This is a genomic window from Rhizobium lentis (genome assembly GCF_014200175.1).
Classification (GTDB): domain Bacteria; phylum Pseudomonadota; class Alphaproteobacteria; order Rhizobiales; family Rhizobiaceae; genus Rhizobium; species Rhizobium mulingense.
The window spans coordinates 65894-78608 of record NZ_JACHBD010000006.1; the positions used below are offsets into that span (position 1 = coordinate 65894).

Here is a 12715-nt window from a genome sequence, read left to right on the forward strand (position 1 = left end):
TCAATGCCGCCCGTCCGGTAGCGGACAGGCTTCGCCGCAGCCGCCGACGCCCGGCAGATTGTAGCGCAGGCAGCAGACCTTGCGGCGGGCGAATTCCAGCCCGCATTGCTGGCGCGCCATGCGGATCATGCCGAACATCGGGTTGCGCCCGCCGCCCGGCCACTCAGCATCGTTCAGCAGCGCCAGGCCGCCCTCGACGAGTCCGGGCTCGTGCCGGTGAGCGATCTCTTTGAGGATCCAGGAGAGATAGGCCGCGGCGTTGTTCCAGAGAAGCTTCGGCGCGACGCCGGCATTGGCAGCGATCGCCGCGATGACCGGTTCGGCGTGACCGAGCATCAGCCGGTGAAGCTCGGCTGTCGGATCGGCCGCAGCCTCCGGCCGATCGGACATCACGAATGCTTCCGGCTCGCCAGTCTCACCGTTGCAAACGAGCGACAGCCGGTCGATGTCCAGCGGCAGCGTGATGCGGTTCACGAACATGTGGACGCTCGGAGCGATCGTCAGCATGCTGAAATAATAGAGCGTCCACATGGAGACGATCGCGCGGCGGTCGCTGACCGGAAATTTTTCGGCATAGCGGGCGATGATGCCGTCAAACACGTCCCGATCGCCGAGATCCCTGCAGGGAATAACAAGCCCGGTAGGCGGCGCAGAGGCAAGCAGCTTGCCGCGGCAATAGGCGAACGGGCCATCGCCCACCAGGCCGTCGAGGTCGACAGCCTGGTGCGCGACAGGATGATCGGCGATCGAAGGGCGCGATGCCGCCCCGTTCATCTCTGCCGCCATGGTGCTACCACCGATACTTCAGGGTGCCGGTCATGTTGCGACCCTGGCCGAGGTAGCAGAAGCCCTCTTCGCAGACTGTTTCGCGCTGATCACCGATGTTGCGGATGTTGAAGGCTGCCGTAAGTCCTTCATATTTCTTGTCGACGGCCCCAAAATCATAGGCGAGGGCGGCATCGACATAGAAAGTTGCGGAATTCTTCGAGGTGTTGGCGACATCCGTCCAGGTCTCCCCAATGTAGCGTACGCCGGCGCCCATCGACAGACCGTCGAAGGGGTTGCTTTCCTGGAAGGTATAATTCGCCCACAGGCTCGCAACATGGGTCGGGGTAATGGCGGGCGTATTTCCGACGTTGTTGCCCCCGGTTATTTCCGAGTCGTTGTAGGTGTAGGCGGCAATAATATCGAGGCCGTCGGCGATTGCCGCACGGGCTTCAAGCTCGATACCTTTTCCCGTCACCTCGCCCTGCGAGTCGTAGGCGAAGGTCAGCGGGTTGGCGAGCCTCGGCTTGTTTTGCTCGACGATGTGATAGGCGACAGCCGAGAGCAGGATGTCGGAGCCGGGCGGCTGGTATTTCACCCCGAGTTCGAATTGCTCGCCCTTCGTCGGCGGAAGAATCGTGTTGGTTGCCGACCGGTTGGTGACCGGATCGAAGGAGGTAGCGTAGGAAGCAAAGGGCGCGATGCCGTTGTCGAAGAGGTAAAGCGCGCCAGCCTGCACGGAGAAGGCATTTTTGTCGACGTCCTCCGCGCTGACCGTGGGCAAGGTCGAATCTCGCGTCTGGTTCACCCAGGTCTGCCGGCCGCCGAGGTTGAAGCGCCAGTTTCCGGCCTCGATCTGGTCCATGACATAAATGCCGAGCTGCCGCATGTCGGCATCGGACGCCAATATATTATAATCCGGCGTAGCGCCCGAGACTCCATAGGTCGGATTGGCGATATCGAAGTCGAATGCCGGATCTGCGGCTCCGGCGCCGTAGCCAAAGCTCGACTGGAGATTGGTGTAGTCGAGCCCGAACAGCATCGTATGCGCAAGCGGGCCTGTATCGAACTTCGCCTCGAGCTGGTTATCAACCTGGAAAACGTTCATTTCGTCCCGGATCGCGTTGGTGCCACGATGCGCGACGGTCCCGGTCCAGCCGGTAACGCCGAGGTAGCGAGCCTCCAGATCGAGATGCGAGTAACGCAGGTTCTGCCGGAAGGTCAGGCCGTTGTCGAATTCATGCTCGAATTGATAGCCAACCTGCTGCTGCTTGACCTTCTGGTGGTCGTAGTCGGGATCGCTCGCCCTGAGATCGAGAATCCGGCCGTCCACGGTCGTGATCGCGCCGACATTGGAGTCGGTCTCGTCCGCCTGCGCCAGGCCGTAGACCGTGAAGGACGTGCCCTCGTCGGGTTTCCAGGTAAAGGACGGCGCGAACAAATAGCGGTCGTCGGCGATGTCGAAATTGGTGTCGCCGCGGCGGGCGACACCAACGATGCGATAGAGAAAATCGTCGTTGCCCTCGCTGACCGGCCCGCCGAAATCGAACATCCCCTGCACCCGGTCCTCGGTGCCGTAGGTAATGCCGACTTCGCGGATCGGCTCCTCGGTCGGAAGCTTCGATATCTTGTTGACGAGGCCGCCCGGCGAACCGGAACCGTAAAGAACGGAAACCGGTCCCTTGATCACCTCGACGCGCTGCAGTTGATAGGGATCGGTGCGGAACATGCCATAATTGATGTAGGGCTGGCGCAACCCGTCGCGATAGTCACCGACCGTCGTAGCGTTGTAGCCGCGAATGTAGATCTGGTCGAAACGCGGGTCGAAGCCGCTCGTTCCCGTGGTCACGCCGGCGGTGTAGCGCACCGCCTCGATGACCGTCTGCGCGCCGCGCTGCTCGATTTCCTTCTCGGTGGTGACCGACACGGAACGCGGCGTCTCGACGAGCGGCGTGCTGATCTTGGTCGCGCCGGCGCTGTTTTTGGCGGCGACCGACGTCCGGTCCGTCTTGCTATCAGAGGCTGCACCTTGGATGACGATCGGTTCCAGCGTCGTCGCCGTGTCGCCGGTGTTGGCGCTCTGGGCGGAAGCCGGCGATGCCGCGATGCCGGTCAAGACGATCGCCGTCGTGGCAAATAGGGTATCTCTATAAATTCGCGATACATTATTAGAAACATTCGAAAAAACACGCGCCATTGCTTGGTCCCTACGTCATAGATGCGCGCGGAACCTATGGAGCGAAGGAAGCCTTGTCAACATAAGGTGATTATTTTTGTCACCTTTTAATCGATGATTTTTGCATGTGCGGCGTTCCCGAACAGGTTGCACGCGTCTTCGAGGCTCGGCCCGGTCTCTGCCTTGGGTTCAACCGCACAAACACCAAATTGGAAGTGGACAATGCGCTCGCCGGGGACGTCGTTTTTCGCGAGGGATATGGCTACGAGCCGGTGCCCGACGCGCCACCACCAGCCTGACCATTTGACAGATATCCTACGGTCAGCCTTTATCGGCGATGCGAGAAAGCGACCCGGCATTGACATTGAAATCGATGAAGCCGCTCACGCGCGCACTGCTTTACGGCGGTCAATGATATCGACCTGACAGTTGCCGCCGGGAGACGCTGCCTAAGTTTGCTTAACAAACGAGCTGAGCTTTGGTTCGCCAGAGGGGCGTCGAACCGAAAACCTCTACCATCCCAGTCGGGCCGATATCTTGCTGGCGGCCTCCTTCAGCAGAACGATAAAGCGGTCGACGTCGCTTTTTTGCGTGCGGAAGGCCGGTGCGCCGACATTCACTGCGGCGATCACGGATCCGTCGAATGCCAGAACCGGCACTGAGACGGAGACAAGCTGCTCGCTGACTTCACCGTAACTCACACAAAATCCCTGGCGGCGGATTCTATCCAATTCGGCGACCAACTTGCTGCGATCCGTGATGGTGCGCTTGGTCAGCCGGGGCAAGGTCTCCGGGATCATTTGCATCTGCACCTGAGGCTGGAGATAGGCGAGAAGCACCTTGTACGAGCCTGCCGTGAGCGGTCGTCTTCGACCGATCATCGCCTGCACCCGCAAGTCGCGCATCGGTTCGAACTTTGCGATACACAGGGATTCGCCATTGTCGATGATCCTGAGCTGGGTCGTTTCGTTCGCCTTCTGGCCGACTTCTTCGAGAACAGGATTGGCTATTCGCACTAGATCAACCTGTGTCGACGCCGCGGTTCCGATAATGATCGCAGTCGTGCCCAGCCGGTAGGTGCCCGTATCGCTCTTCCGCACTAGGCCGCGCCGTTCCAGTGTGCGTAACATGCGCAAAATTCTCGGCTTGGTTTCACTGAGGTTCTGCGCCACCTCGGTCAGTCTGATATCCGGGTTTTTGGCGACATTCAGCAATACCTCGATGCAGACATCAACAGATTGCACGATATCGCTTTTCGACGGTGGTGTTTTGTCCATGGGATCAAAGTTTTCTCCGTGAGGAATTCCGAAAAAATGGCGATTTCTCGAATTACGCCTATCGTAACACGCTTGTTTTGCGTTTGACAGCCCCTTGAGGCCTCCTTACCAATTTGTGTCGAGAGTAGACGGGAACCTGCTCGCACCGACCAAATTAGGTCGGCCTAAAAACGCTAAACCGGGATGGAAGAAATGGCCGCAAAAACATTGACGCGGGCAGCGATCGGGCTGCTCGGAACGATCGCTATTCCTGCAATGGTCGCAGCACAGGAGGCCCCGCTGACGATCGGGATGTCGACGACGCCGACGACGCTGGATCCCCATGAAGACAGTTCGGCGCCAAACAATGCGACCTCGCGCCATATCTGGGACAGCCTCATAAACCTCACGGGAACGTCGGCAAATGCGCCGGAACTCGCCACCGAATGGAAGGTCGTCGACCCTACCCACTGGGAATTCAAGCTGCGGAAGGGCGTGAAATTCCATGACGGCAGCGAGTTCAACGCCGATGACGTCATTGCTTCGCTTCTGCGTGCCCGCGACAAGCCCAGCCAGAGCTTTGCTTCCTACACCCGCAATATTGTCAATGTTACGGCCACGGATCCCTATACCATCGTCGTCGAGACCAAGGTTCCGGATCCGATCCTGCTGAATTCCGTCAGCCGAATTCGCATTATCAGCGCCGATTGCAAGGAGGCGCCGGTCCAGGATTTCGACAACGGCAAGTGTGCAATCGGAACCGGGGCATATTCCTTCGTCTCCTATTCGCCAGGCAGCAACCTGACCTTGAAGCGCAATGACAGCTATTTCGCCGGCCCCTCGCACTGGTCGAACGTCACGCTCCGCTTCCTGCCCGATGACGGCGCCCGTCTGGCATCGCTTCTTTCCAACGAGATCGACATTGTCGAAACCCTTCCTGCCGATGGAATGGCACGCGTGGAAGCGAGCGATAATCTGCAGATCATCAACGGCCTGTCTTCCCGCTTCGTTTATCTTGGCCTGGATGTCAGCCGTGATGTTTCGCCTTTCGTGAAGGCTGCGGATGGTTCCGATCTCGACAAGAACCCGCTCAAGGATGAACGGGTGCGTCGCGCAATGTCGATGTCGATCAACCGGCCGGCAATCGTCGACCGCGTCATGCAGAAGAACGGCACGGTGGCCGATCAATTCGTCGCCCAAGGCTATGCGGGCTATTCCGAAAAAGTCGAGAAGGTGGGCTATGATCCTGCCGCCGCCAAGGCGCTTCTGGCCGAGGCCGATTATCCCGATGGCTTCAGCCTGACACTGCATGGCCCCTCTGGCCGTTACGTCAAGGATGCCGAAGTTCTGCAGGCGGTCGGTCAGATGTTCACGCGCATCGGCATCAAATCCAAGGTCGAGGTCCTGCCCTGGTCTATGTATTCGGAAGCCTATTCAAAAGGCACCTACAGCACCTATTTCGGCTCCTGGGGTGTGAACACCGGCGAAACCACCAATCCGACTGTTGCGCTCGTCGCGACGCGCGACGAGAAAAAGGGGACCGGCAGATATAACGGCGGCGGCGTGTCCGATCCGAAGATCGACGAGGTGCTGGCCAAGGCCAGTTCGACGCTCGATGAAGCCCAACGCGCGCCGCTTCTCGAGGAGCTGTCGACCGAGACCTTCAACAACCTCTGGCTCCTCCCGATGCATTACGAAAACGTCGTGCTGGGTGCCAAGAAGACCGTGTCCTACACCCCGCGCGGCGACAAATATACGCTCGCTTACGACGTGAAGCCGGCGGACTAATGCATGTCGCCCAAAAGCCTGCAGCGGTTTTGGGCCAAATAAAGATTTGAAATACGTCGCATCGATCCATTCGATGCGACGCGGTGCAAGACAGCGGGATGGGGCCGCCCCAAGGCCGCCCTTTCTTCATCTCCCAGGAGACATTCATGCAGGAACTTGGAACGGGCGAAGCCGTCGCCCGGGCGAAGGCCATCTATGACTATGGCCAGACGGCCATCTTCGCCTCTCAGGCCGATCCCCGCCTCCATATGGTGCTTTATGTGCCGCCGACGGCGGCAGATGGCCGCAAGCTCGACCTCCTGGTCGCGGTCCACGGCACCGGGCGCACGTCAGCCATCGATTTCCGCGACGGTTTTGCCGAATTCGGGCTCTACAACGACTGCGCCATCCTTTGCCCGATCTTCCCGGTTGGCGTTCTCGGTGATGGTGCGCGTTCGGGCTACAAGTTTCTCGAGGAAGGCGACATCCGCTACGATCGCGTCGTCCTTGCCATGGTCGAGGAAGTGGCCGAAAAATACCGTCAGGACTGGTCTAAATTCGCCATGTTCGGCTTCTCCGGCGGCGGCCATTTCGTGCACCGTTTCGCCATCCTGCATCCGGAAAAGCTCTGGGCGGCATCGATCGGCGCACCGGGTTCCGTCACCCTTCTGGATCCGACGCGTGACTGGTGGGTCGGCATCCGGGATCTGGAGGCGCGCTTCGGCAAGTCTTTCCGGCCCGAAGAGCTCGCCAAACTGCCGGTGCATATGATCGTCGGCGACGCCGATCTGGAGACCTGGGAAATCAACCATAAGCCGGGCGGCAAATATTATATGGATGGCGCAAACGATGCCGGCAAAACGCGGCCCGAGCGGCTTGCCGCCCTGGCGAGCTCATTCCGCGAAGCGGGTGTCGATGTGACGTTCGATCGTATTCCTGGCGTCTCTCACGACCGAATGAAAGTTCTCGGTCACGTCAAGGTCTTCCTGGCAAAGGTGCTGAAAGAGCGGCGCGCGAAATGAGAAATGCAACGATCGTGGCGCCTCAGCCGGAGGCAGTCGAAGCCGGCGCGGAAATTCTCGAGCGCGGCGGCAATGCCATCGACGCGGCACTCGCCTGTGCCTTCGTCCAGGGCGTGGTCGACCCGCAAATGGCGGGCATTGGCGGCTTCGGCTCCATGCATGTCTACATGCCGAAAAAGGGCGTGCACGAGATCCTCGAATTTTATGCGCGCGCGCCGCTGAAGGCTGCGCCGGACATGTGGCTCGACAAGATCAAGCACCAGAGCCGCGACGGCTTCGGCTACGTTCTTGAAGGCAATATCTCCGATATCGGCTACCTTGCCGTCTGCACCCCCGGCTCGCTGAAGGGCTATGAGACCGCGCTGCGCGACTACGGCACCTTCGAGTGGGCCGATCTCATCAAGCCGGCCATCCGGCTGGCCCGCAACGGTTTCATGATCCGAAACCACATGCATTGGTATTGGGCCAAGGACCAGGCGAACGACGGTTTCGCCAACACGATCGACAAGCTGCGCTTTTCCGCAACGGGGCGGAAAACCTACTTCGACGCCGACGGCATGCTCAAGAACGTCGGCGACCTGCTCGTCAACAAGGATATGGCGCAAACCCTCGAACGCATCGCGCAAAGCGGCGGGTCGGACATTTTCTATCACGGCGACCTGGCCGAACAGATCGCCGACGATTTCAAGGCAAATGGCGGTTTGATCGATCGGGAAGATCTGGCGCGCTACGAATTGTCGAAGATAAAGCCCGTTTGGGGCGACTATCGCCACAACCGCATTGCCACCTCACCGCCCCCGGGCTCAGGTTTCCCGATGCTGGAACTCCTGCATATCATGGAGCAGTTCGACGTCGGCTCGCTGCGGCATGGCAGCGCCGAGCATGTCCGCATCCTGTTCGAAGCCATGAAGCGAATGACGATCGACAAGGACGCGCATATGGGCGATCCCGCCTATGTCGACGTGCCTTATGAAAGGCTGCTGTCGAAAGAGCATGCGCAGGCGCATGCCCACGCGATCAAGGCAGGCGAGGTCGCCAGCGTTTCGCGTCTTGATGGCTCGCAGCGCGACACCACCCACATCTCGGTGATCGACAAGGACGGCAACGCCGTTGCGATGACCCACACCCTCGGCAGTCCCTCGGGTGCGATCACCGACGGCCTCGGCTTCATGTATAACGGCACGATGAGCCGCTTTAATCCGGTTCCGGGCAAGCCCGGCTCTATCGCGCCCGGTAAGCGGCGTCCAAGCTCGGCGGCGCCGACCATCGTCTTCAAGGGTGACGAGCCCAGCATCGTCATCGGAGCGCCGGGCGGCAGCTATATCGCGCCCGCCGTTGCGCAATGCCTGATGAACATGATCGATTTCGACATGTCCGTGCTCGAAGCCGTCTCGGCGCCGAGGATCGTAGGGGTGTCAAACACGATCGACATCTGCAATCGTATTCGACACTCTGTCGAGGACGAGCTGCGGACGCAGGGCTACCAGGTGGCGCGGTCGCCGCAGACATACGCATTCGCCGCAGTCCACGCGATCAAGATTGAAGGCGGTGTCTCCAAAGGCGCCGCCGATCCGCAGCGCGACGGGATGGCGATCTCCGTCGCCTAAGGAGAGGTTCGATGACCACATCCATTATCAGGCGATTGATACAGGCGCTCTTTGTCGTTGTCGCGATGACGATCATTGTCTTCATCGGCGTCAATGTGATCGGCAATCCGGTCGACATCCTCATCAACCCAGACGCCAATCAGGCGGAGCGGGCACTCGTTATCGCGCATTACGGTCTGGACCAGCCGCTGTGGAAACAGTATCTGCTGTTTCTCCAAGGGCTTCTGCACGGGGACTTCGGCAACAGCTTCGTTTATGGGCGGCCGGCGCTGGGTCTGATCCTCGAACGTCTCCCGGCAACGCTCGAACTGGCGATCACGGCTCTCGGCATCGCGCTCTTGTTCGGCTTGCCGCTTGGGCTGTATGCAGGGCTTTACCCCAATCGGATTTCCTCCAAGCTCATCATGAGCGGCTCGATTCTGGGCTTCTCGCTTCCGACCTTCTGGGTCGGCCTCATGCTGATCATGGTGTTTTCCGTCGAGCTCGGCTGGTTGCCGACGAATGGCCGCGGCCCGACGCAGGAACTACTTGGTGCACAATGGTCGTTTCTGACCGGGGACGGCATCCGGCACCTCTTATTGCCGGCCTTCAACCTGGCTCTGTTCAAGACGTCGCTCATTCTGCGGCTGACCCGTGCCGGTGTGCAAGAGGTCCTGCCCCAGGACTATGTGAAGTTTGCCCGCGCCAAGGGGTTGCGAGAGCGGCGGATCATTTCCGTGCACGTTCTCAAGAACCTGATGATCCCGGTGGTGACCATCATCGGCCTCGAGTTCGGCTCGCTTATCGCCTTTTCGGTCGTCACCGAAAGCATCTTTGCGTGGCCGGGCATGGGCAAGCTCATCATCGACTCGATCAACCTTCTCGATCGCCCCGTCATAGTCGCCTACCTGATGATGATGGTCCTGCTCTTCGTCGTCCTCAACTTCATCATCGATATCTGTTATACCCTTCTGGATCCGCGGGTCCGGCTGGAAGGAAAGGCTTGACCCATGGCCGAACCAAACACGCAAGACACAAGCGCTCCAACGCCCGAGCCCAGTCGTCTGTCGAAAGGGATCGCGGATTTCTTCAGCTCTCCGGCAGCCGTGATCGCCTTCCTCACGCTGGTGATCATCTGTTGCCTGGCGCTGTTTGCGCCATGGATATCTCCGCAAAATCCCTATGATTTGATGCAGCTCGACATCATGGATGGTCGCCTGCCGCCGGGGTCCGAATCCATGACCGGGCTTGTCTATCACCTCGGCACCGACAGCCAGGGCCGCGATATCCTGTCCGGCATCCTCTATGGCCTGCGCACCTCTTTGCTGGTAGGCGTTCTGTCGGCTTTCGCTGCTGCCATCATCGGAACCTCGGCCGGATTGTTCGCCGCTTACATGGGAGGGCGCACGGAAACCGCGATGATGCGGCTCGTCGACCTGCAGCTCTCTTTTCCCACCATATTGATGGCGCTGATGATGCTCGCCGTGCTCGGCAAGGGCGTGCCCAATGTCGTGATCGCACTGATCATCGCCGAGTGGGCGACCTATGCCCGCACGGTCCGCGGCACCGCTCTGGTCGAGCGCGAGAAGGAATATATCGAGGCGGCCCGGATGCTGCGCCTGCCCGGATGGCGCATCCTCTTCAGGCACCTGCTGCCGAACTGTCTTGCGCCGGTCATCGTCATCGCCACCATGCAGATCGCCAGGGCAATCGGTCTCGAAGCAACCTTGTCCTTCCTCGGTCTGGGTGCATCCGTGACCGAACCCTCGCTCGGCATGCTGATCTCGACCGGCTACCAATATCTTCTGACGGGCCTCTACTGGATCAGCTTCTTCCCCGGCATTGCGCTTCTAATCACGATCGCGGCGATCAATCTCGTCGGCGACCGGTTGCGCGATGTGCTCAACCCGAGGAACATGTCATGACCCCATTGCTGCAAGTGAGCAATCTCGTCACCGAATTCGGCAGCGGCAAAGGTCGCCCCAGTCTTTGCGCCGTCAACGACGTATCGTTCACGGTGGAGCGCGGCAAGGTTCTTGGTCTCGTGGGGGAATCCGGATCCGGAAAGTCGGTAACCGGCTTCTCGATCATGCGGCTCCTCGACAGGCCCGGCCGGGTGGCCGGCGGCCAGATCATCTTCGACGGCGCCGACATCGCGAAATATTCGGACGAGGAGATGCGGCAGCTGCGCGGCAAGCGGATCGCCATGGTATTCCAGGATCCGATGATGACGCTCAACCCGGTCCTGACCGTCGGTACGCAGATGGTGGAAGCCGTCCAGGCGCACGACCGCGTCTCGAAGGATGCAGCCCGGCAGCGGGCGCGGGATGCTTTGGCGCTGGTCGGCATACCAAGCCCCGAAGAAAGGCTTGCCGCCTATCCTCATCAGTTTTCCGGCGGAATGCGCCAGCGCGTGGCGATTGCCATTGCGCTTCTTCACAAGCCGGACCTAATCATCGCCGACGAACCGACCACGGCGCTTGATGTGACGATCCAGAGCCAGATCATTTCCGAATTCCAGAGGCTCACGGAAGAAGGAAATACGGCGGTGATCTGGATCACCCACGATCTGGCGATCGTTTCAAGATTGGCCGACGAGATCGCCGTCATGTATGCCGGCCGCCTCGTCGAGACCGGACCGGTGGGCAAGGTTCTGACCGATCCTCACCATCCCTACACTGCCGGTCTGATCGCGTCCGTTCCTTCGCAAAACAGACGCGGAGAGCCCCTCCACCAGATTCGTGGCATGACGCCGGCAATCAACCGCCTTCCACAAGGATGCAGTTTTCGTACGCGCTGTGACCGGACGACCGACGGCTGTCTGGTCATGCCGGCGCTCATGCAGGAAGGCGACCGCTCCTTCCGCTGCATTCATCCCGTTACGAAAGAGATAGCATGATGACGGCGATCGCCACGCCCCTGATCGAAGCGAGGAACGTGTCGCAGCGCTTCGGAGCCAAGCCCGACCTCGCCGCCAAGATCGCGGTCAAGCTCAGGCTGGCCAAACCGGCACCTATCGTTCATGCGCTCGATAATGTCAGCCTGAGCATTCGACCCGGAGAGGTTGTCGGCCTTGTCGGCGAGAGCGGCTGCGGAAAGTCGACGCTCGGCCGCGCCATTGCAGGGATCACGTCGCCGAGCCAAGGCCACATTCTCTGGAAGGGGATCGACCGAAGCGCCATGTCGAAAGGCGAGCAGCATCAGTTCGGTCTCGCCAGCCAGATGATCTTCCAAAACCCGATGGCCGCTCTCAATCCGCGCATGACCGTCGAGGAGCTTATCTGGGAGGCGCCTCGCACGCATGGACTTGCCCGCTCGACGGAACGCGACGCCTATGTCGACAGATATCTGATGCTGGCCGGTTTCGACCCGTCTATGAAAAAGCGATACCCGCATCAATTTTCCGGTGGCCAGCGGCAGCGCGTCAATATTGCGCGCGCGCTCGCCGTGCAGCCGAAATTTCTCGTCTGTGACGAAAGCGTCGCAGCGCTCGACGTTTCCATCCAGGCTCAGGTCATCAACCTGTTCATGGAACTTCGCGACAAGCTTGACCTGACCTATTTGTTCGTCAGCCATGATCTCGGCGTCGTGGAACATATTTCCGACCGCGTTGCGATCATGTATCTCGGCCGGATCGTCGAAGAGGCGCCCGTCGAAGAGGTTTTCAGCCGGCCCAATCATCCTTACACGAAAGCGCTCTTGGCCGAAGTGCCGCGCATCGAACCCGGCAAGCGGCAGTTCAAGCCCGTCGATGGCGAGCTTCCCAGCCCGATAAACCCGCCGGAAGGCTGTCACTTCCATCCGAGATGCCCGTTTGCGATGGATCGCTGCCGTCTGGAAGTGCCCGCAAAAAAGGAAGTTGCACCGGGGCACCTGTCGGCTTGCCATCTTAACGATGTATGATCCCGAACTCGCTCCTGGAACCGTGAGCGCAGTCGACCGCATACGCAGATATTTTCGAAGCGGTGTCAGGACTGCTGACAAGGATCCATCCGTTCAAGTGGTCTGCGGGTTTGCAGGGTGTAGCGTTCTCCTCCCGGGTAACGATCGAAGCAAATCTATCCAGAAGACCGCAACTCGATCCCGGTCTTTAGGAAGGAGAATAATTTTCTGTTGTCGCCAATGAAAAATCTGATTTACTGA

General features: G+C 59.8%; 10 protein-coding genes. 7 read left to right on the forward strand and 3 right to left on the reverse strand.

What is annotated here, in order from left to right:
• The 3 genes from fhuF to GGI60_RS15410 all read right to left on the reverse strand — a co-directional run bounded on the left by fhuF (position 1) and on the right by GGI60_RS15410 (position 4218).
• Positions 1-786, reverse strand: coding sequence for a siderophore-iron reductase FhuF (fhuF, locus tag GGI60_RS15400; RefSeq protein WP_183934510.1), 786 nt, complete (start codon positions 784-786; stop codon positions 1-3).
• A 4-nt stretch (positions 787-790) separates the two neighbouring features.
• Positions 791-2962, reverse strand: coding sequence for a TonB-dependent siderophore receptor (locus tag GGI60_RS15405; RefSeq protein WP_183934511.1), 2172 nt, complete (start codon positions 2960-2962; stop codon positions 791-793).
• Positions 2963-3453: 491 nt separating this feature from the next.
• Complete coding sequence (locus GGI60_RS15410) at positions 3454-4218, reverse strand: IclR family transcriptional regulator (RefSeq protein ID WP_183934512.1); 765 nt, start codon at positions 4216-4218, stop codon at positions 3454-3456.
• A 192-nt stretch (positions 4219-4410) separates the two neighbouring features.
• Here GGI60_RS15410 and GGI60_RS15415 point away from each other — a divergent pair, with 192 nt between their 5' ends.
• From GGI60_RS15415 to GGI60_RS15445, 7 genes are all read left to right on the forward strand, one after another.
• Positions 4411-5985, forward strand: coding sequence for an ABC transporter substrate-binding protein (locus GGI60_RS15415; RefSeq protein ID WP_183934513.1), 1575 nt, complete (start codon positions 4411-4413; stop codon positions 5983-5985).
• A gap of 146 nt (positions 5986-6131) precedes the next feature.
• The gene (locus GGI60_RS15420) at positions 6132-6986 is read left to right on the forward strand and encodes an alpha/beta hydrolase (protein ID WP_183934514.1); all 855 of its coding nucleotides are present in this window, start codon (positions 6132-6134) and stop codon (positions 6984-6986) included.
• Entirely contained in the window at positions 6983-8593 is a 1611-nt protein-coding gene (ggt, locus tag GGI60_RS15425; protein ID WP_183934515.1) for a gamma-glutamyltransferase, read from the forward strand. The genes GGI60_RS15420 and ggt overlap by 4 nt, the downstream gene beginning before the upstream one ends.
• A gap of 11 nt (positions 8594-8604) precedes the next feature.
• Positions 8605-9579: an ABC transporter permease gene (locus GGI60_RS15430; protein WP_183934516.1), complete on the forward strand. Its 975-nt coding sequence runs from the start codon at positions 8605-8607 to the stop codon at positions 9577-9579.
• 3 nt (positions 9580-9582) lie between these two features.
• Positions 9583-10497, forward strand: coding sequence for an ABC transporter permease (locus tag GGI60_RS15435; protein WP_097664627.1), 915 nt, complete (start codon positions 9583-9585; stop codon positions 10495-10497).
• The gene (locus GGI60_RS15440; protein WP_183934517.1) at positions 10494-11471 is read left to right on the forward strand and encodes an ABC transporter ATP-binding protein; all 978 of its coding nucleotides are present in this window, start codon (positions 10494-10496) and stop codon (positions 11469-11471) included. The genes GGI60_RS15435 and GGI60_RS15440 overlap by 4 nt, the downstream gene beginning before the upstream one ends.
• Positions 11471-12475, forward strand: coding sequence for an ABC transporter ATP-binding protein (locus GGI60_RS15445; protein ID WP_183934823.1), 1005 nt, complete (start codon positions 11471-11473; stop codon positions 12473-12475). The genes GGI60_RS15440 and GGI60_RS15445 overlap by 1 nt, the downstream gene beginning before the upstream one ends.
• Positions 12476-12715 lie beyond the last annotated feature (240 nt).

Bases quoted from the DNA above. Each gene is read 5' to 3' on its own strand.
- ggt (WP_183934515.1), top strand. From the start codon at position 6,983: ATGAGAAATGCAACGATCGTGGCGCCTCAGCCGGAGGCAGTCGAAGCC.
- GGI60_RS15420 (WP_183934514.1), top strand. From the start codon at position 6,132: ATGCAGGAACTTGGAACGGGCGAAGCCGTCGCCCGGGCGAAGGCCATC.
- GGI60_RS15445 (WP_183934823.1), top strand. From the start codon at position 11,471: ATGACGGCGATCGCCACGCCCCTGATCGAAGCGAGGAACGTGTCGCAG.
- GGI60_RS15435 (WP_097664627.1), top strand. From the start codon at position 9,583: ATGGCCGAACCAAACACGCAAGACACAAGCGCTCCAACGCCCGAGCCC.
- GGI60_RS15430 (WP_183934516.1), top strand. From the start codon at position 8,605: ATGACCACATCCATTATCAGGCGATTGATACAGGCGCTCTTTGTCGTT.
- GGI60_RS15415 (WP_183934513.1), top strand. From the start codon at position 4,411: ATGGCCGCAAAAACATTGACGCGGGCAGCGATCGGGCTGCTCGGAACG.
- fhuF (WP_183934510.1), bottom strand. From the start codon at position 786: ATGGCGGCAGAGATGAACGGGGCGGCATCGCGCCCTTCGATCGCCGAT.
- GGI60_RS15405 (WP_183934511.1), bottom strand. From the start codon at position 2,962: ATGGCGCGTGTTTTTTCGAATGTTTCTAATAATGTATCGCGAATTTAT.
- GGI60_RS15410 (WP_183934512.1), bottom strand. From the start codon at position 4,218: ATGGACAAAACACCACCGTCGAAAAGCGATATCGTGCAATCTGTTGAT.
- GGI60_RS15440 (WP_183934517.1), top strand. From the start codon at position 10,494: ATGACCCCATTGCTGCAAGTGAGCAATCTCGTCACCGAATTCGGCAGC.